Below are 21,747 nucleotides of genomic sequence, written 5' to 3'. Positions count from 1 at the left end.
GAAGTCACCCTAGGCGGTGGCCGAAGGGCCTGCGCCACCACCGACCGCGGCGTCGTCCGTACGACGGCTCCGACGCGTCTTGGTGCCGGCCTTCTTCGCCGGTGGCGGGGCCAGCCAGGACAGGTCGCCCGCATGCGTGTTGGTCGCGAGCACGTAGGGCCGGGTCGCGGTGTAGCGGATGATCGACACCGAGGCCGGGTCGACGTGGAGCCGCTGGAAGAGGTCGAGGTGCATCCCCAGCGCGTCGGCGAGGATCGACTTGATCAGGTCGCCGTGGCTGACCGCGAGCCACACCGCCCCGGGTCCGTGCTCGGCCTCGATGAGCGCGTCGCGACGGCGTACGGCGGACACGGCGCGCGCCTGCATCGCGACCATCGACTCACCACCGGGGAAGGTCACTGCCGAGGGCTGTGCCTGGACGGTCGCCCAGAGCTTCTCCTTGGCGAGCTCCTTGAGCGGCCGTCCCTGCCACTCGCCGTAGTCGCACTCCGTGAGGCCCCGGTCGGTCTGCGCGCGCAGGGCGTTCGGCTGCGCGGCCAGGATGGCCTTGGTCGTCTGGCGGCAGCGCTCCAGCGGGCTGGTGACGGCGGCGACGAGCGGAGCGACCGCCAGCCGCTCCCCGGTCCGCGTCGCCTGGCCCGCGCCGGTCTCGTCGAGACGCACGCCGACGGTCCGTCCGGCGAGGACGCCGGACGCGTTGGCCGTCGTACGTCCGTGCCGGACCAGGATCACCGTTGCCATGGCGGCGACTGTAGTGGGACTACGGTGACCCCGTGATCGTCGACTGCGCGCTCTACCGTGACGGCAAGCGTGCCGAGGCCGGCTCCGACTGGCGGGCGATGCGTGCCCAGGCGACCGGACCCGACGACTTCGTCTGGGTCGGCCTGTACGAGCCGACCGAGGAAGAGATCCACGACATGGCGCAGTCCTTCGGGCTGCACGCGCTGGCGGTCGAGGACGCGGTCCAGGCACACCAGCGTCCGAAACTCGAGCGCTACGGCGACATGGTCTTCCTGGTGCTCAAGACGCTCTGGTACGTCGACGAGGACGACGCCGTCGAGACCGGCGAGATCGCGATGTTCGTCGGTGACGACTTCGTGGTCACCGTCCGCCACGGCAAGGGCAACGAGCTGCACACCGCCCGCAGCGAGCTGGAGTCCAACCAGCTGGTGCTCAGCCACGGACCGGGCGGCGTGCTGTACGCCGTGATGGACCGGGTGGTGGACGAGTACCTCGACGTCGTCGACGAGCTGGTCATCGACGTGGACGAGATCGAGGAGTCCGTCTTCTCCAACCAGCGCACCAACGACTCCGCGCGGATCTACGTGCTCAAGCGCGAGCTCGCCGAGGTACGCCGCGCCGTGCTCCCCCTGCGGGACCCGGTGCTGCGGCTCGCGAGCGGCGACCTGCCCGCCGTACCCGAGAAGGCCGCGCCGTTCTTCCGCGATGTCTCCGACCACCTGGCCCGCGCGGCCGAGACCGTCGATTCCCTCGACTCGCTGCTGTCGACCGCGTTCGACGCCCACCTGGCGCAGATCTCGGTGCAGCAGAACAACGACATGCGCAAGATCTCGGCCGGTGCGGCGATCGTCGTGGTCCCGACGCTGATCGCCGGGATCTACGGCATGAACTTCCGGCACATGCCCGAGCTCGGGTGGACCTACGGCTACCCGTTCGCGCTGCTCCTGATGGCCCTGACCGTCGTGGGTCTGTGGGCCTTGTTCAAGAAGTCCGGCTGGCTCTGAAAGTCCGGGCTGGCTCTGAGCCGGTGGCGGGTCAGGTCGCCGACACGACGCCGGTCCCGAGCAGCACGAGCAGCAGCACGCCCAGGCCGACCCGGTAGGGGATGAACCACGTGATCGCGTGCCCGGCGACGAAGCGGAGCAGCCAGGCGATCGTCGCGTAGGCGACGACGAACGCGGTGACGATGCCGACCAGCGCCACGCCCAGCGGGATGTCGCCGCTCATCGCGTCGGGCAGCTCGAAGATCCCGGCCGCCACGAGCGCCGGGATCGAGAAGAAGAAGCTGATCTTGGTCGCGGTGACGCGGTCGAGCCCCCGGAAGAGGCCGCCCGAGATCGTGGCGCCGGAGCGCGAGACGCCCGGGATCAGCGCGACGACCTGGATCAGGCCGACCGCGATCGCGTCGCGCATGGTGAGGTCGCGCTCGGAGCGGTCCTGGCGCCCCGCCCGCTCGGCGGCCCACATCACGCCGCTCCAGGCGATCAGCGCCACCGCGACCACCCACAGCGAGCGGAGGTCTCCGGTGATCAGGTCCTTGAACAGCAGCCCGGCGATGCCGACCGGGATGGTGCCGACGATGACGTACCAGCCCATCCGGTGGTCGAGCTGGCCGCGGTACTCCGGCTTCACCAGGCCGACGCACCAGGCACGGGCGATCCGCCAGATGTCCTGGGCGAAGTAGACGATCACCGCCGCGATGGCACCCATCTGGATGACGGCGGTGTAGCCGGTCACAGCGGGGTCGGTGAGATCGAGCCCGAGGGCCTTCTCCGCGATGGTCAGGTGTCCCGTGCTGGAGATGGGGAGGAACTCGGTGAGCCCCTCGACGATGCCCAGGACGATGGCGTCGAAGTAGTCCATCGACTCGCTTTCGGGTGGGTCGGGTCGGCGTGGACGCGAGCCTACGGGGTCGAACCTGCACGCGACGTGACCGGCGAGCCGACTCCGTCGTACGTGGTGGCCTTGGCTACCTTCTTCTCCATGCAGCAGCGGCGTGTCGGCTCGACCGGCCTCACGGTGTCCCGGCTCGGCCTGGGCACGATGACCTGGGGACGCGACACCGACGAGCACGAGGCGCGCGACCAGCTGATCGCCTTCGCCGAGGCCGGCGGCACCCTGGTCGACACCGCGGCCGGCTACGGCAACGGCTCGTCCGAGGAGCTGATCGGCACCCTCATCGGCGACGTCGTCGCCCGCGACGAGATCGTCCTCGCCACCAAGGCGGGGATCTCCGCGCGGCGTGGCGGTCGCGAGTACAACACCTCGCGCGGTCACCTGCTCGCCACCCTCGACGCGTCGCTGGCGCGCCTCGGCACCGACCACGTCGACCTGTGGCAGGTGCACATCTGGTCTGACGACACCCCGATCGAGGAGACCCTCGCGGCCCTCGACCGCGCCGTCGACAGCGGGCGCACGTCGTACGTCGGGATCTCCAACTACACCGGCTGGCAGACCGCCCAGGCGCAGACGTGGCAGCGGGCCGTCCCGGGGCGTTCGCCGCTGGCGTGCACCCAGGTCGAGTACTCCCTCCTCAACCGCGCGATAGAGGTCGAGGTGCTGCCGGCGGCCGCGGCACTGGGCCTCGGCGTACTCCCGTGGTCGCCGCTCGGCCGGGGCGTCCTGACCGGCAAGTACCGCACCGGCACGCCGTCCGACTCCCGGGGTGCGTCGACGCACTTCGCCAACTTCGTCGGCCCCTACCTCGACGAGCGGTCCGCCGGCATCGTCGAGGCCGTCGCCCGCGCCGCCGAGGGCCTCGGGTGGTCGACCCTCGAGGTCGCTCTCGCCTGGGTGCGGGACCGGCCCGGCGTCACCGCTCCGATCGTCGGCGCGCGGACCGCGGCACAGCTGCGCGGCGCGCTCGGCGTCGAGGAGCTCTCCCTGCCCGCCGAGATCACCGCCGCTCTCGACGACGTGTCCGCCGACTGACCCATCCAGATGTGAAGAGTCCTGCGATGAGGAGCCGCTCGTGAGCCGTGAGCAGCGTCGACCGCCCGCCCGCGGGGTGGAGTGGGAGTTCGACAAGGTGACCTTCTCCCGGGAGTACTCCCGCAACGTCGTCCGCAAGCTGCTCGTCGAGCGCGCCGAGCACGGCGGTTGGGAGCTCGACCGGGTCCGGATCGGCCCCGACGGCACCCGCCGGGTCGTCCTGCGCCGCAAGATCATCCGCCAGCAGCAGCCCTGGTACTACCTGTAACGCACCGGCCGCCGGCATGCGGTTTGGTCACCAACCGCAACCTGGGAGCGCTCCACCTTGCGGTTGGTGACCAATCCGCAACCGCGAGAGCCGCTCAGACCTGGTCGAGGAACCGGTCGAAGACCCGCGCACCGAACTCCAGGGCGTCGACAGGGACCCGCTCGTCGACACCGTGGAAGAGCGCGGTGAAGTCGAGGTCGGCGGGCAGGCGCAGCGGCGCGAACCCGTAGGAGCTCATGCCGAGCTTGCGGAAGTGCTTGGCGTCGGTGCCGCCGCTCATGAGGTACGGCGCGACGATCGCCTCGTCGTCCTCGGCCAGGATCGAGCGGGTCATCGCGTCCACCAGGTCGCCGTCGTACGGCGTCTCCCAGGGCTGCTGGTGGCTCACGTAGTCGATCTCGATGTCGTCGCCCACCAGCTCGGCCAACGTCGCGAAGAACTCGTCCTCGTAGCCCGGCAGGAAGCGTCCGTCGATGTGCGCAGTCGCCTCGGTCGGGATGACGTTGACCTTGTAGCCGGCCCCGAGCATCGTCGGGTTGCAGGTGTTGCGGATGACGGCACCCATCATCCGAGCCGCTCCCCCGAACTCCGACACCAGCGCCTCGGCGTTCTCCGGTGTCGCCTCGGTGCCCGCCAGCTCGCCGACGGCCGCCAGCAGCGTGCGCATCGCCGGCGTGAGCCGCACCGGCCAGTCGTAGGCACCGATCCGGGCCACCGCGCCGGCCAGCGACGTCACGGCGTTCTCGCGGTTGATCATCGAGCCGTGCCCGGCGCGACCACGGGCGGTCAGCTGCATCCAGGCCATGCCCTTCTCCGCGGCCTCGATCAGGTAGACGCGGCGACCGCGGACGGTCGCGCTGAAGCCTCCGACCTCACCGACCGCCTCCGTGCAGTGGGCGAGCTCGTCGGCGTGCTCCTCGACGAGCACCTGCGCGCCGAGGTGGCCGCCCGCCTCCTCGTCGGCGGTGAAGCAGAGCGTGACCGGCCGCTCCGGCACCCGCCCGGTCCGCTGCCGGTCGCGCACGACGCTGAGCAGCATCGCGTCGAAGTCCTTCATGTCGACCGCCCCGCGGCCCCACACGTAGCCGTCCTGGACCTCGCCGGAGAAGGGGTCGACCTGCCAGTCCTCGGCGGCGGCAGGTACGACGTCCAGGTGACCGTGCAGGAGCAGCCCGTCGGTCCGCGAGGACGGGGTCCCACCCCACTGGGCGACCACCGAGGTGCGTCCCGGCGACGACTCGATGAGGCGGGACTCGATGCCCACCTCGTCGAGCAGCGTGGCGACGTACTCGGCGGCCTTGCGCTCGCCCGGTCCGTCCTCGCTTCCGTAGTTGGAGGTGTCGATCCGGATCAGCTCGCGGCAGAGCTCGACGACCTCGCCGGCCGGGTCCTGGGCGTCGTTCGGAGGCACGTTCGGGGACTCGTTCGACATGGCCCCAGCATGACACCCACACGGGCCGATCCCGATGTGAGGATTGCCCGTCACCTTTGCTACTGTTCCACCGCACTCGTCCGGGTGGCGGAATTGGCAGACGCGCTAGCTTGAGGTGCTAGTGCCCGTATTAGGGCGTGGGGGTTCAAGTCCCCCCTCGGACACACAGCGAAGGGCACCGACTCCAGATTCCGGAGAAGGTGCCCTTCTTGCATGTCTGCGCATTCAGGCACCGGAGATGCGCTCGACGTCCGCGACCGCCGTCTGCAGGAGCTCGTCGCCGACCTCGGGAACGTCGCGGGGGTCGTGCTCGGAGAGCGTGGCCCCCCCCCGGTAGCCGTCAGCGTGGTGTCGGCCCCATGATCGCCGTGAAGCGCCCGGCGGACAGCTCCATCGACACGTCGGCGTGCCGGGCTTGCGCCGCCGCGAGCGACTCTCGGGTGACGGCTCCGCAGAGGCCGTGGTCGGGGCTGGGGCCGACGTGACGGGCACGTGCTGTCCTCCCATGGGTCCAGCCTCGCGACCCGACCGGCACGGACTCTGGTCCGGTGTCTCTGGGCCAGGCCAGCCGGGACGTTCGTCTGGCAGCTCGGGGACCTTCCGCTCTCACCCGGCGCGGACGTCGAGGGGAAGCCTCGAGGTATGAAGCTGCAATCACTCGACATCGACATCGCCAGCACTCTCGCGTCGCCTCGCACCTGCCCGGCCTGCGGCTCGTACCGGTTGCGGCCGGTCAGCGGCGAGGACGACGTCGTGTTCACCTGCGTGAACTGCCTCGAGTCCTGGGCCTTCGAGCTCGGCTCACTCGTCGCCTGCTCGCTCGCCGGACCCTGGCCCCGCCGGGACTGACCTCCCCGCTCGGACCGAGCGTCCATGCGATCGCGGACCTTCGGCCCTGCCCACCTCACGCCCCCACGGACGACGCTGGAGTTCCGCGATCCGACGGGAGGCAACGATGAGCACGACGACGTACCCGGTCCGCGTGGACGGACTCCTCGACACCCACCTCAGGCGCTGGCTGTGGCTGTTCAAGTGGCTGCTGGCCCTGCCGCACTACGTGATCCTGTTCTTCCTCTGGATCGCCTTCGTCGCCACGAGCATCGTCGCGTTCTTCGCGATCCTGTTCACGGGCCGCTACCCGCGGGCGATCTTCGACTTCAACCTCGGCGTCCTCCGGTGGACCTGGCGCGTGTCGTTCTACGCGTACGGGGCGCTCGGGACCGACCGGTATCCCCCGTTCACCCTGGCCGACGTGCCGGACTACCCCGCTCGGCTCGACATCTCCTACCCCGAGCACCTGTCGCGCGGTCTGGTGCTGGTCAAGTGGTGGCTGCTGGCGATCCCGCACTACCTCGTCCTCGGCGTGCTCCTCAACGGCGGGGTCTACCTCGGCGGGCGCACGGCCGACTCGGGTTCGCCCGCCCTGTGGAGCTCGGGCCTGCTCGGGCTGCTCGTGCTCTTCGCCGCCCTCGGGCTGCTCTTCTCGGGTCGCTACCCGCGGTCGATCTTCGACCTGGTGCTCGGGATCAACCGGTGGGCGCTGCGCGTGGCCGCCTATGCGGCGCTGATGACCGACGACTACCCGCCGTTCCGGCTGGACCTCGGAGGCACCGACCCGCAGGCTGCCGGCCCGCTGGCCGCCGGCGACGGCTGAGCGCTGACCGGTCACCGGACGCGTCACGGCCCCCTCCTGCAGGAGGGGGCCGTGGCACGTGGACCTGTCGCTGGTCGGTGCCTGCTCGGCGGGCAGCTCGCGGTGCCGGACCGGGATCTTGGCGGTGCTGACCGCAGCCTCGGCCGGCATCGTGACCGTCAGGACGCCGTCGACGTACTCGGCGGTGACGTCCTGGGGAGTGGTGCCCGGAGGCAGGGAGATGATCCGTTCGAACGATCCGTACCGGATCTCCGTGTGGTGGGTGTCGTGCTCCTCGGCCCGACGCTCACCGCGGAGCCGCAGGACGTTCCCCTCGACCACGAGGTCGAGGTCCCGAGCCGGGTCCACACCAGGGATGTCGGCGCGCACGACCCGGTGACCGTCCTCCACGAACTCCTCGATCCGGATGTCGGGATCGGTGACCGATCCCATCCAGCTCATCAGCTCGCCGACCAGCGACTGGCCGTTGCGCTGAACTGCAGTAGTCATGACTGTGACTCTCCTTCCTGTGCCTGTGACACCTCCAGCACAGCGCGCTGCCGAGGATGCGCACAGAGGAGAAGGTCATCACTCCCTGCGACCCACGGCATCTGAGCGCGCGTGGCACGCGCGGCGGTCGAGGTCCGGGTCCATGGTCCTACGACGACGTGGCCGTCGACCCTGCTGCGCGCGCGGCACCCCCAGGACTCTTGCACCATGAGCACGATCACCCCGCCGAGTCGCCCGGGCTCGTTCGGGTTCCTCGAGAGGCACCCGTGGCTGGGATCCGTGGCCACGGTCCTTTTCCTCGTCGCCGTCGGTGTGTCCACCGGCGGACTGATCGGCACCGTGCTCGTGCGTCTCGTGCACGCGCTGCTCGGAGTGGTCACGGGGCAGCAGTGAGGCCGGCGAGCCACTGAGCGACGCGCTCGCCCGCGTTCGCTGCGGTGTAGATGGTGTCGTGGTCCGCCCCGTCGACGATGTCGACGGTGGTCGGGTGACCCTCGTCCTTCAGCGCCTCGGCGAACTGCGTGGTGAAGGAGACCGGCATCACCGCGTCGGCGTCGCCGTGCAGCAGCAGGACCGGCACCTCGGGACGCTCCGCTGCCCGGAGCACGGGGTTGGCCGCTTCCCACGTCGCGGCGTCCTCGTCGGGCGTCGAGCCGATCAGGGTCGCCGCCAGGTCCGGCACCTGGCTGATGTCGTAGGGCCCGCTGAGCCCGACCAGAGCTTCCGTCTCCACCGAGGGGGCGTCGCAGGTCGGTGAGAAGTCACCTGGCGCCAGCACCGCGAGGGCCGCCAGCTGCGCCCCCGACGAGTGCCCGAGCACCGCCACGGGCCTGGCGACGCGACCTCTCGCACGCAGCTCGGCGACAGCCGCCGCCGTGGCGCACAGGATGTCCTCGACCGGTGTCGGGTAGACGACCTCGTCCTCGGCGGACCGGATGTGGGTCGGGGCTGCGGCGACACCGCGGGCCGCGAGGTCCGACGCGAGGCCTCCGAACCCGGTGGGGTCGGCGGTCGCCCAACCACCGCCCGGGACCATCACGACCAGGGGAACGCGCCCCTGACGCGCAGGCAGGTAGAGCTCCTCGGTCAGGCCCGGCGCGTACTCCACCTCGACCACCTTCCCGCCCGGAGGCGCCCCGGAGGGTTCGGGTGACGTGTCGGAGTCGGACGTCGGGCCGGCGCAGGCCACGACGCCGACCACCAGGAGCGCGAGCGCGATGATGCCCGTACGTCGTACCCCGGGGCTTCTGGCCACCGATCCTCACCTCCCGCATCCAGGCTCGCGGGACCCGCAGCCCGGGGCCAGAGGACTTGGTCCCGGATCCTGCACAGGCCGAATCACATCGCTGTAATTTTACTATTGAAGTTCGGCGTGTTGCTTGACAACTTTCGCAACAACGTTCCCATAAGCCGTCTCGTGTCCCTAGACTCCCACCCGTGTCGCTGCGGAATCGCCTGCTCGCGCCCGTGACCGCTGCCCTGACGGGTGGCCTGGTCCTGGGCGTGCTGGTGCTTGCCCCAACACCGGCAACGGCCGCGGTCCCGGCGCCCGTCACGCACACGAAGGCCGACCAGACCCCGACCAAGACCGTCTTCAAGCGCAGCTCCTACCTCTGCTACGGCTACCAGGACTGCAAGGACGCCGGGATGGGCAACGCGGGCTACGCCTCGGCCAACGACAAGATGTACTGGCGGATGTACTCCGGCCACAACTGCACCAACTACGCGGCCTACCGGATGGTCCACAGCGGGCTGCCCAACCAGCGCCCGTGGTCGGGCGGCGGCAACGCGACCTACTGGGGCACGTCGATGCCCCAGATCACCGACGACGTCCCGCACGTCGGCGCGGTCGCCTGGTGGAAGGCCAACACCGGCCCCGCCGGGTCGGCCGGCCACGTCGCGTACGTCGAGCAGGTCGTCTCCGCCGACGAGGTGATCGTGTCCCAGGACAGCTGGAACGGCGACTTCTCGTGGGCCACGATCACCCGCAGCAGCGGCAACTGGCCGAGCGGCTTCATCCACTTCAACGACCAGACGCTGGTCAACAAGACCGCGCCGACCGTCGACGGCATCGCCAAGGTCGGCGCGCAGCTGACCGCGACACCCGGCACGTGGAAGCCCACCGACGCCAAGGTCTCCTACCAGTGGAAGGCCGACGGGCAGCCCATCAAGAAGGGCACCGGCGCGACCTTCACGATCGGCCGCAAGCGGATCGGCCAGGTGCTCACGGTCACCACCACCGCCACCAAGCTCGGCTACCCGACCCGTTCCGCGACGTCCGCGCCCACCGCGGTCGTGCTGCCCGGCGTGATCTCCAACGACACCGCGCCCACGCTCGGCGGCGTCGCACAGGTCGAGCAGACGCTCACGCTCGACTCCGGCACCTGGGACCCGGCCCCCGACAAGCTCGCCTTCCAGTGGTACGCCGACGGCGTCGCGATCGACGGCGCGACCGGCTCCACGCTGGCGCTCGGGCCGGACCTCGTCGACCGCGTCATCACGGCGACCGTCACCGCCACCCGGGCGGGTTACGACCCGGTCACCGTCACGACGACGGGCTCCGCGCAGGTCGCTCCCGGCGTCTTCAAGGTCGACCGCGAGCCCAGCATCAGCGGCACGCCGCGCCTCGGCGAGACGCTCACCCTCGACGAGGGCGCCTACCGGCCGTCCGACGACCACGTCCAGGTCGCCGTGCAGTGGCTGCGGGACGGCGAGCCCGTCCTCAACGCCACCGGCCCGACGTACGTCCTCACGGCGCTCGACCTCGGCCACCGGATGTCGGCCCAGGTCACCCTGTCGCGGGCCGGCTACCAGGCCACGACCCTGACTGCTCCTGCCACGACGCTCGTCCGCTCCGCGCCGCACATCGTCATGGAGCGCACCAAGCTCAAGCACCGGGTCCGGCTCGTGATCACGGTGACGGCCCCTGACGTCGACGAGGTCACCGGCAGCGTCGTGGTCCGCGTGCAGGGCGGCTTCCGCCAGGTCCTGACCCTCAACCACGGCAAGGCCCACGTCAGCGTCCGTGACCTGCCGAAGGGCCAGCGCACGGTCCACCTGACCTACACCGGCAGCCCGACCGTCGAGCGGGCCACCCGCGACGGCTCCCTCTGGATGCCCTGACCCTCAGCCGTTCTCAGCTGACCGGGTGGTAGCCGCAGGCGTCGTTGGCGGTGACGGCGGTGCCGGCGTCGTCCTTCGGCGCGTGCGGCTGGTGCGGGCCAAGAGCCTTCGCGACGACCGACTGCATCCAGGGGTAGTCGGGGTCCCCGGAGAAGAACTTGTCGGAGGACACGAAGGCGACCGACTTCATCTTCGTGTCCTTCACCTTCAGGGCCAGGTCGACGAACGCCGGCATCAGCTTGCGCGGGATGTCGGTGCGCAGGATCTCCTGGCCCGCCTTGGCGAGCGCCTGGTAGCGCGTGAGCACCGTGAGCGGGTCCGCCTCGGCCACGATCGCGTTGACCATGCAGCGTTGCCGCAGCATGCGCTGGTAGTCGTCGGACCCCCAGCGTCCGCGGGAGTACCAGAGGGCGTGGAAGCCGTCGAGGTGCTGGTCGGGGCCGGGCTGGAGGTAGCCGGTGGGCGGGATGCCGGCATCGGTGTTGCCGTTGATCGCGATCGGCTCGTTGATGTTCACGGTCACGCCGCCGATCGCGTCGACGAGCTGCTGGAAGCCCAGCAGGTTGATCAGCAGGTAGTAGTCGACATCGACCCCGAGGCTCCCGGCGACGGCCTGCTTCACCGCGTCAGCTCCCTCGTTCTCGGACGCGCCCAGGATGTGCGGGTAGAGCGCGGGGACCTGGCTGTAGACGGCGTTCAGCATCCAGTTGCCGGCGTCGGCGTCCGGGTCCGTGCTGCGGAAGCCGTCGGGGAAGGCCTCGTGCAACGGGCTGTCCGCCGGGAACTGCGCGTTCATCATGTTGCGCGGCAGGCTGAACATCACGGACTTCCCGGTGTGGGTGTCCATACTGAGCAGGATCACCGAGTCCGTCCGGATGCCGGTGCGCCCGACTCCCCCGTCGCCGCCGAGCAGCAGCACGTTGACCCGGTCCCGGCCGGCCCACGGGTCCTCCTCGGTCACGTGCTCGGGGATGGTCGCGGTCTTCTCGTCGTCGAAGACAGCCGCGACGAAGCCCGCCTGCGTGTTCGCCAGCCGGACGCTCTGCACGGCCGGGAGCGCGACGAGGACGCACAGCAGCGCGACCACTACTACGCCGAGCCCCTTCTCGAGTCGCGTCATGCCGAGCGGCCGTGCCATGACGTACGTCGTCACGACCGTGAAGGCCCAGACCACGAAGAGCACGCCGATCACGGCACCGGTGATCCGCAGCCGGGTGGGGTCGAACGCGAAGTCGATGTGGTCGCGCCAATCGCGGGCGTAGTAGCCGACTGCTGCGAGGGCGACCAGGAAGGGCACCAGCACGAACCACCCGAGCCGTCGGCGGGTCCACAGGTAGCCCGCGCCGGGGACGGCCGCGCCCAGGAGCGTCACGCAGAGCGCGCCGGCGAGCGTCCGGGCGCGCCGGAAGCCACGCTGACGTGGCGCCCGATGACGTGCCTGGGGCGCGCTCGAGCCGACCGATCCCGACATCCGCACCCTTCCGCGCCGGAAATCCTGCGCGGAGCCTACCGGGGAAGGCGCAGCCTCAGGCGGGAACCTCGGACGTCGAGGAGTACGCCGTGCCGCGGGCGTCGCGGGTCCACAACACGCCGGAGCCAGCGGTCGCGCCCTCGGCGGCCAGCTCGCGCTTGAGCACCTTGTTGGTCGCCGTGCTCGGCAGGTCGGTCGCGAGCCGGACGTAGCGCGGCCAGGCCTTGGCGGACAGGTCGGGCTGCGCCGCGAGGAACTCCTCGAGCTCCGCGGGCGACAGGGTCGCATCGTCCTGGAGGACGATGGCCGCCATCACCTGGTCGCCGACGTGCTCGTCCGGGACGGCGTAGACCGCGATCCGGTTGACCGCCGGCAGCCGGAGGAAGATCCGCTCGATCGGGGCGGCGGCGAGGTTCTCGCCGTCGACGCGCATCCAGTCGGCGGTGCGGCCGGCGAGGTAGATCCAGCCGTCGGCGTCGCGGTAGGCGAGGTCGCCCGACCAGTACATGCCGTGGCGCATCCGCTCGTCGTTCGCGCTCTTGTCGTTGTAGTAGCCGTTGAAGTAGCCGGCGCCCTGGGTGTTCACCAGCTCGCCGGTGGCCTCGTCGGCGTTGGCGAGCGCGCCGTTCTCGTCGAAGACCGCGACCGCGCACTCGGTGACGGTGTCGGAGTTGTAGATCGCGACCCCGTCGAAGCCCTTGCCGATGGAGCCCACCGGGGTGCCGGGCTCGCGGGTGATGATCACGGCGAGCTCGGTCGAACCGAAGCCGTCCCAGACGTCGCAGCCGAAGCGGCGGCTGAAGTCGTCGATGTCGCGGTCGCTGGCCTCGTTGCCGAAGGCGACGCGCAGGGTGTTGTCGGCGTCGTCCGGGAGCTCGGGGGTCGCCAGGACGTAGGCGAGGGGCTTGCCGACGTAGTTCATGTAGGTCACGCCGTAGCGGCGGACGTCCTCGAGGAACCGCGACGCGCTGAACTTGGCCGGGACGATGGCAGCGCCCGCGCAGACGGCGGGGCTCCAGCCCGCGACGACCGCGTTGGAGTGGAAGAGCGGCATCGCGACGTAGCAGACGTCGCTCGTGCCGAGCTCGAAGCGGCCCTGCAGGTTGAGGCCGGAGAAGAGCACCATCAGGTGGTTGACCTGCACGGCCTTCGGGTCGCCGCTCGTGCCCGAGGTGAAGATCATCATGAAGGTGTCCATCGCCTCGACCTCGCGGTACGGCGTGAGAGCACCGGCTCCCGCGATGAGCTGCGCCCACTCGTCGGTCGACGTGTCGAGCACGCGGACGCCGGTCAGGTCCAACCCGTCCAGCAGGGGCCGGTGCTCCGCGTCGGTGACGAGCACCTGGCAGTCCGCGCGGCGGATGTCCTTGAGCAGGCCCTCCCCGCGCCGGGTGTTGTTGATGCCGCAGAGCGTGTAGCCGCCGAGGCCCGCGGCCGCCATCATCCGGAGCATGTCCGGGGTGTTCCCGAGCAGGCTCGCGATGTGCATCGGCCGACCCTGGTCCGCGATCTCGATGAGCGCAGCCGCGACCGTCTCCGAGTCGGCGACGTACTCGCGCCACGACCAGGCCTGGTCGCCGTACAGGATGCCCGGCTGGTCATCCTCCGCACGCTCGCGCAACAGCTGCTGGACGGTCTCAGCCACGGGTCCTCCTCGAATAGTTGACGCGCGTCAAACTAGGCGACGATCCTCTAGTCTGCAACACGTTCTACTTCTGAGCACAGGAGACACCATGCCCAGCCGCTACTCCAGCCTGACCCGCTCCGAGCTCGCCACCCTGGTCCCCGAGCTGCTCCTCATCGGTCAGCTGATCGACCGTTCCGGGATGGCGTGGTGCATCTCGGCGTGGGGCCGTGAGGAGATGGCGCAGGTCGCGATCGAGGAGTGGGCGGGGTCGAGCCCGATCTACACCCGCCGGATGCAGAAGGCCCTGAGGTACGAGGGCACGGACATCTTCACCATCTTCAAGGGCCTGCAGCTCGACATCGGCGCTCCCCCGCAGTTCATGGACTTCCGCTACGACGTCCAGGACCGGTGGCACGGGACCTTCCACCTGGACCACTGCGGTGCCCTGATGGACGTCGAGCCGATGGGTGAGGACTACGTGCGCTCCATGTGCCACGACATCGAGGACCCCACCTTCGACGCCACCGCGGTCGCGACGAACCCGAAGGCCCAGGTGCGACCCGTCCACCGGCCGCCGAGGTCGCCGGCCGGTCGTACGCCGCACTGCGCCTGGACCGTCGTCATCGACGAGTCCCACCCCGAGGTCACCCCGCTCGCGCCCTACTACGTCATCGAGAAGACCCGCGCCGCGGTGGTCGAGCTCGACCCGATCGACCCGGCCGACGAGGGCGCCGCCGACTACTCCGGCGACCTGGTCGCGGACGTCGACTTCGGCGCCTTCTCCCACTCGGCGCTGGTGCGGATCGCGGACGAGGTCTGCCTGCAGATGCACCTGCTCAACCTCTCCTTCGTGCACGCCGTCCGCCAGCGGTCGAGCGACGCCGCCCAGGCGACCGAGATCGCGACCAAGCAGCTGATCGGCATCGCGGGCATCGCCGGCGAGCGGATCCACCGCGCCCTCGGCCTGCCCGACACCGCCGAGGGTGCGCTCCGGACGCTCGAGCTGCATCCGCTGCTCAACCCCGCGGCGTACGTCGAGGCGTCGCTGGACGGCTACTCCCTCACTGTCGAGCCCTCGGACGCGACGGCCGACGGCGCGTGGGTCGCGCTCTGCGGTCCCGACGAGACGCGGCCCCTGCAGGCGGCTGTGCGGGCGGTCGACCCGCACCTGGACGTCGACGTCACGGGTGGCCCCGACTCGTGGACCGCGACGCTCGTCCGGCGCGACGAGCCGGCACCCGAGCTCGGCGAGGTCGCGGTGACCCGCTTCAGCACCGGAGCGACGTTCGAGTTCGAGGGTAGGAAGTCCATTCCCATCACGGTGCTCTGACCTCCCGCCGAGGTGACGTCGGCTGCGGGGGTTTCGAGACGGTTGCCAGCGCAACCTCCTCAACCACCGGAACTCCGGTCATACTTGGGAGCGTGGCCATCACGCGAGGGTTCATCGGGAAGCGCAAGCCGTCACGTCCCGACCGTCTTCCACCCGGGCAGTACGACACCGGCAGCTCCTGGCCGACGCTGACCGCGGAGGCGACGCCGAACCTCGACCCCGAGAAGTGGTCGATGACCGTCGACGGTCTCGTCGACAGCCCGCAGACCTGGTCGTGGCGCGAGATGCACGCGCTCCCGGGCTCGACGTACTTCGGCGACATCCACTGCGTGACCACCTGGTCCAAGTTCGACGTCACCTTCGCCGGTGTCAGCGTCGACACGCTGCTCGAGGCGGCGGGACCGACCGCCGACGCCCATTTCGTGATGGCGCACTCCACCACCGGCTACACGACCAACCTGCCGCTCGAGGACGTCACCGGCGGCAAGGCCTGGGTCGTCTGGGACTACAACGGCGAGCCGCTGCCGCGCGGCCACGGCGGCCCGGTGCGGCTGCTGGTCCCCCACCTCTACTTCTGGAAGTCGGCGAAGTGGGTCACCCGCCTCGAGCTGATGGCCAAGGACCGGCCCGGCTTCTGGGAGCAGAACGGCTACCACGACCGCGGCGACCCCTGGCTCGAGCAGCGCTACCAGGGCGATCCGTGACGGCCACTCCCCTGCCGGAGAGCGCCCCGGCCGGCGGTTGGACCACCGGGCGGATCATCGAGATCGACAAGCCCACCGAGACCCTGGTCCGGCTGCGCTTCCACGTCGACGACCGGGTCGACCACCTCCCGGGGCAGCACTACGTCGTACGCCTGCGCGCGCCCGACGGCTACACGGCCCAGCGGTCCTACTCGATCGCCAGCGACCCGGACGACCCGCTGCTTGAGCTGATGGTGGAGTGCCTGCCCGGCGGCGAGGTGTCGGGCTTCCTGCACGACGTCGCCGAGGTCGGCGACGAGCTCGAGCTGCGCGGGCCGATCGGTGGGTGGTTCGTGTGGGACGGCGACGTGCCCGCGGTGGCGGTCGCCGGTGGGTCAGGGGTGGTCCCGATCGTCGCGATGACGCGCTACGCCACCCGGATGGGCATCCAGGACAAGCTCCGGGTGGTCGTGGTCGCCCGCTCCTGGGAGGCACTCCCCTACGCCGCCGAGCTGGAGAAGTACGGCGCCTTCATCGCGCTGACCCGCGAGAACCACGGCGACCGGGTCGCGCACCCGCCGTACCCCGACGAGATGGGTGCGTACGTCGAGGGAGCCGAGCGCGCCTACGTCTGCGGGTCGGTCGGCTTCGCGTCGTTCGCGACCCGGCTGCTGCAGGAATCCGGCGTCCGGACCGACACGATCCGGGTGGAGCAGTTCGGGGAGACCTCGTAGCCCTAGGATCAGGGCCATGCTCATCCTTGGCATCATCCTCTTCGGCATGCTCATCGGCGCCGCGGCCCAGCTCATCCTCGGCCGGTCCGGCGGCAGCATCGACTGGACCATGGCGATCGTCGCCGGCCTCGTCGGCTCCTTCGTCGGTGGTCTGATCTTCAGCCTGATCGCGGGTGACGGGATCGAGTTCCGCGCCAGCGGCATCATCGGCTCGATCCTGGGCGCCGTCATCGTGACCGCCCTGTGGCGCTACTTCGCCGGCCGCTCGAAGACGGCCTGAGCCCACCCTTGAGTGAGGCCTTCGGCCACTTCCGCGTCGGATTCGTCACCGGTGCGACGCCGGACAAGTGGGCGCGGACCTGGCGCGAGCGCTTCGCCCGGGACGAGCTCGAGCTGGTGCCCCTCGAGGAGGCCGAGCAGGAGGACCGGATCCGCGCCGGCACGCTCGACATGGCGCTCGTGCGCCTGCCCGTCGATCGGGACGGCCTGCACCTGATCCCGCTCTACGAGGAGCTCCCGGTTGCCGTCATGGGCGCCGAGCACCTGCTGACCCTCGCCGACGAGGTGACGACGGCGGACCTCGCCGACGAGCAGCTGGTCATCCCGGAGCGCTCCGGGTGGACGCCGACCGCTGAGCAGCTGGCGTGGCCGGCGATGTCGGTCGCCGACGCTGTCGAGGTGGTGGCGAGCGGCACCGGCGTCGCCGTCGTACCCATGTCGATCGCGCGCCTCCACCACCGCAGGGACGCGACGTACCGCGTGGTCACCGACCTGCCGCCGACCCAGATCGGCTTGGCCTGGCTCGTCGACAACGAGGACCCGTGGGTCCAGCGGTTCATCGGCATCGTCCGAGGACGGTCGGAGCGCAGCTCACGAGGGTGAGTCCCCTCACGGGTAAGACGCGGCGAGGTGGGTAGGCGGACCGGGTGACCACCATGCAACGACGCCCCACGGATCCGACCTCTCCACCCGTGACCGACCATCCGGCGCTCGACCAGGCCGTCGAGGAAGCGGCACCCGAGCGCGGCCTCGACAAGGTCGTCTTCGGCGTGACCGCGGCGGTCTCGGTCGCCTTCCTCGTCTGGGGCTTCCTCAGCACCGACTCGCTCGCCACCGCGTCGGGCAACGCCCTCACCTGGGTGATGCGCGACACCGGCTGGCTGTTCGTGACCACCGCGAGCGCCTTCGTGGTGTTCGTGATCTGGCTGGCCGCCAGCCGGTTCGGCAACATCCCGCTCGGGCGCGACGACGAGGAACCCGAGTTCAGGACGGTCTCCTGGGTCGCGATGATGTTCAGCGCAGGCATGGGCATCGGCCTGATGTTCTACGGCGTCAGCGAGCCGATCACCCACTTCGCCACCCCGCCTCCCGGCACCGGCGACCCGGGCAACCCGCAGGCCACCCAGCACGCGATGGCCACCACGCTCTTCCACTGGACCCTGCACCCGTGGGCGATCTACGCCGTCGTCGGCCTGGCGATCGCCTACGGCACCTACCGCAAGGGCCGGGTGCAGCTGATCTCCGCGGCGTTCGAGCCGCTGCTCGGCAAGCGTGCGAACGGCGGCTGGGGCAAGGTCATCGACATGCTGGCGATCTTCGCCACGCTCTTCGGCTCGGCCGCCTCGCTCGGTCTCGGCGCGCTGCAGATCCAGAGCGGCCTCGAGATCGTCGGCGGGATCGGCAAGGTCGGCAACGGGATCCTGATCGGGATCATCGCGGTGCTGACCGCCGCGTTCATCCTCTCGGCCGTCACCGGCGTCGCCAAGGGCATCCAGCTGCTCTCCAACATCAACATGGTGCTGGCGCTCGCGCTGGCGCTCTTCGTCTTCGTGTTCGGCCCGACGATCTTCATCCTCAACCTGGTGCCGACGTCGCTCGGCAGCTACCTCCAGGACCTCGCGATGATGTCTGCCCGCACCGGCGCGGAGGGCTCGGAGACGAGCTCCTGGCTGCAGTCGTGGACCGTCTTCTACTGGGCCTGGTGGATCTCCTGGACCCCGTTCGTCGGCATGTTCATCGCCCGCATCTCCCGCGGCCGCACGATCCGTCAGTTCGTGACCGGCGTGCTCCTCGTGCCAAGCCTGGTCAGCCTGGTGTGGTTCTGCATCTTCGGAGGTGCGGCGATCGACCTCCAGAAGACCGGGACGGACATCGCCGGCGCAGGCGGCATCGAGTCGCAGCTGTTCACGACCCTCGAGGCCTACCCGATCTCGACGGTCGCGAGCGTCGTCGTGATGGTGCTCGTGGCGATCTTCTTCGTCTCCGGCGCCGACGCCGCCTCGATCGTGATGGGCACGCTCTCCGAGCGGGGGACGCTCGAGCCCTCCCGCCGTACGGTCGTCTTCTGGGGTGTCGCCACCGGTGCCGTCGCCGCGGTGATGCTGCTGGTCGGCGGTTCCGACGCCCTCACCGGGCTGCAGACGATCACCGTCGTGGCCGCGCTGCCGTTCGTCGTGGTGATGATCGGGCTCGCCGTCTCGTTGGTGAAGGACCTGCGCAGCGACCCGATGATGGTGCGCAAGAGGTACGCCGCGGAGGCGGTCGAGGCGGCGGTCGTCGCAGGCGTCACCGAGCACGGTGACGACTTCGTGATCTCCGTCGAGAAGGACCCCTCGGCCTAGGTCACCAGCCCGCGGGCAGCGGCCGGCCCTCGTGGAACCCGGCCGCCGACTGCACGCCGACGACGGCACGCTCGTGGAAGTCCGCGAGCGTGCCGGCTCCGGCGTACGTGCAGGAGGACCGCACACCCGAGCAGATCTGGTCGATCAGGTCCTCGACGCCTGGACGGGCCGGGTCGAGGTACATCCGCGACGAGGAGATGCCCTCCTCGTAGAGCCCCTTGCGAGCACGGTCGAAGGCCGACTCGGTGCTGGTCCGGTTGGCGACCGCGCGTGCCGACGCCATCCCGAAGGAGACCTTGAACGCGCGGCCGTCGGAGTCGAGCATCAGGTCGCCCGGCGACTCGTGCGTGCCGGCGAACCAGGAGCCGATCATCACGGCGGAGGCGCCGGCCGCGAGCGCGAGGGCCACGTCGCGGGGGTGGCGTACGCCGCCGTCCGCCCAGACGTGCTTGCCGTGCTTCGCGGCCTCGGTGGCGCACTCGAGGACGGCCGAGAACTGCGGTCGACCGACGCCGGTCATCATCCGGGTCGTGCACATCGCGCCCGGCCCGACGCCTACCTTGATGATGTCGGCGCCTGCCTCGATCAGGGCACGGGTGCCCTCGGCGGAGACGACGTTGCCCGCGGCGACCGGGACCTGCGGGTCGAGACTGCGGACGGCGGCCAGCGCCTCGAGCATCCGGTCCTGGTGGCCGTGCGCGGTGTCGACGACGAGGCAGTCGACGCCCGCGTCGAGGAGGTCCTGGGCCTTCTGGGCGACATCGCCGTTGACGCCGACGGCGGCGGCGATCCGGAGCCCACCGGTGGCGTCGACCGCCGGGTCGTAGAGGGTCGCGCGCAGCGCGCCCGTGCGGGTGAGGACGCCGACCAGGTCGCCGTCGCCGTCGACCGCCACGGCGAGTGCGGCGTGCGCGGCGTCCAGCGCCTCGAACGCGGCCCGCGGGTCGGCGTCCTCCTGGAGCACGACCTCGGGCCGGCGCATCACGTGCTGCACCTGGGCGAAGCGGTCGACCTCGGCGCAGTCGGCCTCGGACACGACACCGATCGGCTTGCCCCCGTCGACGACGACCGCGGCCCGGTGGGCGCGCTTCGGGATCAGCGAGAGGGCCTCGGCGACGGTCTGAGAGGGGCGCAGCTCGATCGGGGTGTCGAAGACGAGGTGCCGCGACTTCACGTAGCGGACCACATCGGCGACCACGTGTGCCGGGATGTCCTGCGGGATCACCGTCAGACCACCGCGTCGGGCGACCGTCTCGGCCATCCGCTTGCCGGCGATCGCCGTCATGTTGGCGACGACCAGCGGGATGGTCACGCCGGTCCCGTCGTCGGCGGAGAGGTCGACGTCGTACCTGCTGGCGATCGCGGAGTGCCGCGGCACCATGAAGACGTCGTCGTAGGTCAGGTCGTGGGTGGGCACGAGGCCGTCGAGGAACTGCACGTTGCCGCAGTCTACGGTTCCTAGCGTGTCGTCCACCCCCTTCGTCGCCGCTGGAGAACCGTCCGACCTCGTCGAGGAGGTGCGGGCCGCGTTCGCCGAGACGTACGGTGTCGAGCCCGCGCTCGTCACCCGGGCGCCGGGTCGGGTGAACCTGATCGGCGAGCACACCGACTACAACCGTGGGCTGGTGCTGCCCGTGGCGCTCCCCCACGCGACGTTCGCCGCCGTCGCGCTGCGCGACGACGACCAGGTGCGCATCGGCAGCCTCGAGCAGGACGAGCCGTGGACCGGCGGGCCGGACGCCCTGTCGTCGGCGACCGGCTGGGCGGCGTACGCCGCGGGCGTCGTGTGGGCGCTGGGCGAGGCCGGGATCCCGGTCCCGGGCGTCGACCTGCTGGTGCACGGGACGGTCCCGCTCGGTGCCGGGTTGTCGTCGTCGGCCGCCCTCGAGTGCTCCGTGGCGCTCGCGGTCTGCGCGGCCGTGGGTGTCCCCGTCGACCGGCAGCTGCTGATCGACGCGTGCATCCGGGCGGAGACCGAGGTCGCGGGAGCGCCGACCGGCGGCATGGACCAGACCGTCTCGCTGCGCGCCTCGTCCGGCGCCGCACTGCTGATCGACTTCGACGAGGGCACCTCCGAGCCGGTGGCACTTCCCCTGGAGGAGGCCGGCCTGGCGCTGCTGGTCACCGACACCCGGGTCAAGCACGCGCTCGTCGACGGCGGCTACGCCGAGCGCCGGGCGGACTGCGAGGCCGCGGCCGACGCCCTCGGCGTACCTTCGCTGCGCCAGGCGACGCTGTCGTCCGTCTCCGCCATGACGGACGATCGGGTCCGCCGCCGCGCCACCCACATCGTCACGGAGATCGAGCGGGTGCGGGAGACCGTCACCGCGCTCGCCGCACAGGACTGGGACGAGGTCGGCCGGATCTTCCGCGCGTCGCACGCCTCGATGCGCGACGACTTCGAGATCTCCTGCGCCGAGCTCGACGTCGCCGTCGCGACCGCCGTCGAGGCAGGTGCCGTCGGCGCCCGGATGACCGGCGGTGGTTTCGGCGGCTCGTCCATCGCGCTGGTGCCGGTCGACCGGGTCGACGCCGTGGTCCGCGCCATCGACGTCGCGTTCGTGGCTGCCGGGTTCGGTCCTCCCGCGCACCTCCTCGCCTCCCCCGGGCCGGCCGCCGAGCTGGTCTGGCCGGCGCCCTGAC

Annotated in this window: 21 protein-coding genes, 1 tRNA gene and 1 pseudogene; 15 read left to right on the top strand and 8 right to left on the bottom strand. The window is 70.7% G+C overall.

All coding sequences use genetic code 11. The features are described 5' to 3' along the window. Positions 1 to 9: 9 nt before the first annotated feature. Positions 10 to 741, bottom strand: coding sequence for a histidine phosphatase family protein (locus tag ABLE68_RS19080; protein WP_348873510.1), 732 nt, complete (start codon positions 739 to 741; stop codon positions 10 to 12). Between the two features lie 32 nt (positions 742 to 773). Here ABLE68_RS19080 and corA point away from each other — a divergent pair, with 32 nt between their 5' ends. Next, entirely contained in the window at positions 774 to 1,745 is a 972-nt protein-coding gene (gene corA, locus ABLE68_RS19075) for a magnesium/cobalt transporter CorA (protein ID WP_348873509.1), read from the top strand. A 31-nt stretch (positions 1,746 to 1,776) separates the two neighbouring features. Here the strand turns inward: corA and ABLE68_RS19070 are convergent, their stop codons facing one another. Further along, positions 1,777 to 2,604: an undecaprenyl-diphosphate phosphatase gene (locus ABLE68_RS19070; RefSeq protein ID WP_348873508.1), complete on the bottom strand. Its 828-nt coding sequence runs from the start codon at positions 2,602 to 2,604 to the stop codon at positions 1,777 to 1,779. 120 nt (positions 2,605 to 2,724) lie between these two features. On the opposite strand from ABLE68_RS19070, the gene ABLE68_RS19065 reads away from it, so the two are divergent. Both ABLE68_RS19065 and ABLE68_RS19060 read left to right on the top strand, forming a co-directional pair. Beyond that, positions 2,725 to 3,672: an aldo/keto reductase gene (locus ABLE68_RS19065; protein WP_348873507.1), complete on the top strand. Its 948-nt coding sequence runs from the start codon at positions 2,725 to 2,727 to the stop codon at positions 3,670 to 3,672. 76 nt (positions 3,673 to 3,748) lie between these two features. Next, positions 3,749 to 3,940 carry a DUF5703 family protein gene (locus tag ABLE68_RS19060; protein WP_348874382.1) on the top strand — a complete coding sequence of 64 codons (192 nt, stop codon included), beginning with the start codon at positions 3,749 to 3,751 and terminating at the stop codon, positions 3,938 to 3,940. A gap of 94 nt (positions 3,941 to 4,034) precedes the next feature. On the opposite strand, the gene ABLE68_RS19055 is transcribed toward ABLE68_RS19060, so the two are convergent. Further along, positions 4,035 to 5,372: a M20/M25/M40 family metallo-hydrolase gene (locus ABLE68_RS19055; protein WP_348873506.1), complete on the bottom strand. Its 1,338-nt coding sequence runs from the start codon at positions 5,370 to 5,372 to the stop codon at positions 4,035 to 4,037. Between the two features lie 78 nt (positions 5,373 to 5,450). Between ABLE68_RS19055 and ABLE68_RS19050 the strand changes: the two genes are divergently transcribed. The 3 genes from ABLE68_RS19050 (at position 5,451) to ABLE68_RS19040 (ending at position 7,026) form a co-directional block, all read left to right on the top strand. After that, positions 5,451 to 5,536, top strand: a tRNA-Leu gene (locus ABLE68_RS19050). Between the two features lie 478 nt (positions 5,537 to 6,014). Beyond that, positions 6,015 to 6,221 (top strand): hypothetical protein, encoded by a 207-nt coding sequence (locus ABLE68_RS19045; RefSeq protein WP_348873505.1) that lies wholly within the window; start codon positions 6,015 to 6,017, stop codon positions 6,219 to 6,221. Positions 6,222 to 6,327: 106 nt separating this feature from the next. Continuing rightward, a complete protein-coding gene (locus ABLE68_RS19040) occupies positions 6,328 to 7,026 on the top strand; it encodes a DUF4389 domain-containing protein (RefSeq protein ID WP_348873504.1) in 699 nt (232 codons plus the stop codon). A gap of 141 nt (positions 7,027 to 7,167) precedes the next feature. Here the strand turns inward: ABLE68_RS19040 and ABLE68_RS22335 are convergent. Then, positions 7,168 to 7,458 (bottom strand): annotated as a pseudogene (locus ABLE68_RS22335) (Hsp20/alpha crystallin family protein); the annotation flags it as partial. Positions 7,459 to 7,722: 264 nt separating this feature from the next. Here ABLE68_RS22335 and ABLE68_RS19035 point away from each other — a divergent pair. Continuing rightward, positions 7,723 to 7,908 (top strand): hypothetical protein, encoded by a 186-nt coding sequence (locus ABLE68_RS19035; RefSeq protein ID WP_348873503.1) that lies wholly within the window; start codon positions 7,723 to 7,725, stop codon positions 7,906 to 7,908. Here ABLE68_RS19035 and ABLE68_RS19030 read toward each other — a convergent pair. Further along, positions 7,892 to 8,770 carry an alpha/beta hydrolase family protein gene (locus ABLE68_RS19030; protein ID WP_348873502.1) on the bottom strand — a complete coding sequence of 293 codons (879 nt, stop codon included), beginning with the start codon at positions 8,768 to 8,770 and terminating at the stop codon, positions 7,892 to 7,894. The genes ABLE68_RS19035 and ABLE68_RS19030 overlap by 17 nt on opposite strands. A gap of 182 nt (positions 8,771 to 8,952) precedes the next feature. Between ABLE68_RS19030 and ABLE68_RS19025 the strand changes: the two genes are divergently transcribed. Then, positions 8,953 to 10,638, top strand: a complete 1,686-nt coding sequence (locus tag ABLE68_RS19025; RefSeq protein ID WP_348873501.1) for a CHAP domain-containing protein — start codon at positions 8,953 to 8,955, stop codon at positions 10,636 to 10,638. A gap of 13 nt (positions 10,639 to 10,651) precedes the next feature. Here ABLE68_RS19025 and ABLE68_RS19020 read toward each other — a convergent pair whose 3' ends face one another. Then, the gene (locus ABLE68_RS19020) at positions 10,652 to 12,109 is read right to left on the bottom strand and encodes an LCP family glycopolymer transferase (RefSeq protein ID WP_348873500.1); all 1,458 of its coding nucleotides are present in this window, start codon (positions 12,107 to 12,109) and stop codon (positions 10,652 to 10,654) included. 55 nt (positions 12,110 to 12,164) lie between these two features. Further along, positions 12,165 to 13,754, bottom strand: a complete 1,590-nt coding sequence (gene fadD1, locus ABLE68_RS19015; RefSeq protein WP_348873499.1) for a fatty-acid--CoA ligase FadD1 — start codon at positions 13,752 to 13,754, stop codon at positions 12,165 to 12,167. Between the two features lie 88 nt (positions 13,755 to 13,842). On the opposite strand from fadD1, the gene ABLE68_RS19010 reads away from it, so the two are divergent. From ABLE68_RS19010 to ABLE68_RS18985, 6 genes are all read left to right on the top strand, one after another. Beyond that, on the top strand, positions 13,843 to 15,066 hold the full coding sequence (locus ABLE68_RS19010) for a hypothetical protein (RefSeq protein WP_348873498.1): 1,224 nt from the start codon (positions 13,843 to 13,845) through the stop codon (positions 15,064 to 15,066). 92 nt (positions 15,067 to 15,158) lie between these two features. Next, positions 15,159 to 15,770 carry a sulfite oxidase-like oxidoreductase gene (locus ABLE68_RS19005; RefSeq protein ID WP_348873497.1) on the top strand — a complete coding sequence of 204 codons (612 nt, stop codon included), beginning with the start codon at positions 15,159 to 15,161 and terminating at the stop codon, positions 15,768 to 15,770. Continuing rightward, on the top strand, positions 15,767 to 16,483 hold the full coding sequence (locus tag ABLE68_RS19000) for an FAD-binding oxidoreductase (RefSeq protein ID WP_348873496.1): 717 nt from the start codon (positions 15,767 to 15,769) through the stop codon (positions 16,481 to 16,483). The genes ABLE68_RS19005 and ABLE68_RS19000 overlap by 4 nt, the downstream gene beginning before the upstream one ends. A gap of 16 nt (positions 16,484 to 16,499) precedes the next feature. Next, positions 16,500 to 16,763, top strand: a complete 264-nt coding sequence (locus ABLE68_RS18995; protein WP_348873495.1) for a GlsB/YeaQ/YmgE family stress response membrane protein — start codon at positions 16,500 to 16,502, stop codon at positions 16,761 to 16,763. Positions 16,764 to 16,771: 8 nt separating this feature from the next. Then, complete coding sequence (locus ABLE68_RS18990; protein ID WP_348873494.1) at positions 16,772 to 17,365, top strand: LysR family substrate-binding domain-containing protein; 594 nt, start codon at positions 16,772 to 16,774, stop codon at positions 17,363 to 17,365. Positions 17,366 to 17,454: 89 nt separating this feature from the next. Further along, positions 17,455 to 19,104, top strand: coding sequence for a BCCT family transporter (locus tag ABLE68_RS18985; protein ID WP_348873493.1), 1,650 nt, complete (start codon positions 17,455 to 17,457; stop codon positions 19,102 to 19,104). A gap of 1 nt (position 19,105) precedes the next feature. Here the strand turns inward: ABLE68_RS18985 and ABLE68_RS18980 are convergent, their stop codons facing one another. Continuing rightward, positions 19,106 to 20,542, bottom strand: coding sequence for a GuaB1 family IMP dehydrogenase-related protein (locus ABLE68_RS18980; RefSeq protein ID WP_348873492.1), 1,437 nt, complete (start codon positions 20,540 to 20,542; stop codon positions 19,106 to 19,108). Between the two features lie 25 nt (positions 20,543 to 20,567). Between ABLE68_RS18980 and galK the strand changes: the two genes are divergently transcribed. Then, complete coding sequence (gene galK / locus ABLE68_RS18975) at positions 20,568 to 21,746, top strand: galactokinase (RefSeq protein WP_348873491.1); 1,179 nt, start codon at positions 20,568 to 20,570, stop codon at positions 21,744 to 21,746. Position 21,747 lies beyond the last annotated feature (1 nt).

The organism is Nocardioides pollutisoli (genome assembly GCF_040045055.1).
Classification (GTDB): Bacteria; Actinomycetota; Actinomycetes; order Propionibacteriales; family Nocardioidaceae; genus Nocardioides; species Nocardioides tweenelious.
This window is presented reverse-complemented; position numbering and strand designations above follow the sequence as displayed.

Coding starts and splice junctions, on each gene's coding strand:
- ABLE68_RS19080 (WP_348873510.1), bottom strand. CDS start 741: ATGGCAACGGTGATCCTGGTCCGGCACGGACGTACGACGGCCAACGCG.
- ABLE68_RS19070 (WP_348873508.1), bottom strand. CDS start 2,604: ATGGACTACTTCGACGCCATCGTCCTGGGCATCGTCGAGGGGCTCACC.
- ABLE68_RS19065 (WP_348873507.1), top strand. CDS start 2,725: ATGCAGCAGCGGCGTGTCGGCTCGACCGGCCTCACGGTGTCCCGGCTC.
- ABLE68_RS19055 (WP_348873506.1), bottom strand. CDS start 5,372: ATGTCGAACGAGTCCCCGAACGTGCCTCCGAACGACGCCCAGGACCCG.
- ABLE68_RS19045 (WP_348873505.1), top strand. CDS start 6,015: ATGAAGCTGCAATCACTCGACATCGACATCGCCAGCACTCTCGCGTCG.
- ABLE68_RS19040 (WP_348873504.1), top strand. CDS start 6,328: ATGAGCACGACGACGTACCCGGTCCGCGTGGACGGACTCCTCGACACC.
- ABLE68_RS19035 (WP_348873503.1), top strand. CDS start 7,723: ATGAGCACGATCACCCCGCCGAGTCGCCCGGGCTCGTTCGGGTTCCTC.
- ABLE68_RS19020 (WP_348873500.1), bottom strand. CDS start 12,109: ATGTCGGGATCGGTCGGCTCGAGCGCGCCCCAGGCACGTCATCGGGCG.
- ABLE68_RS19010 (WP_348873498.1), top strand. CDS start 13,843: ATGCCCAGCCGCTACTCCAGCCTGACCCGCTCCGAGCTCGCCACCCTG.
- ABLE68_RS18995 (WP_348873495.1), top strand. CDS start 16,500: ATGCTCATCCTTGGCATCATCCTCTTCGGCATGCTCATCGGCGCCGCG.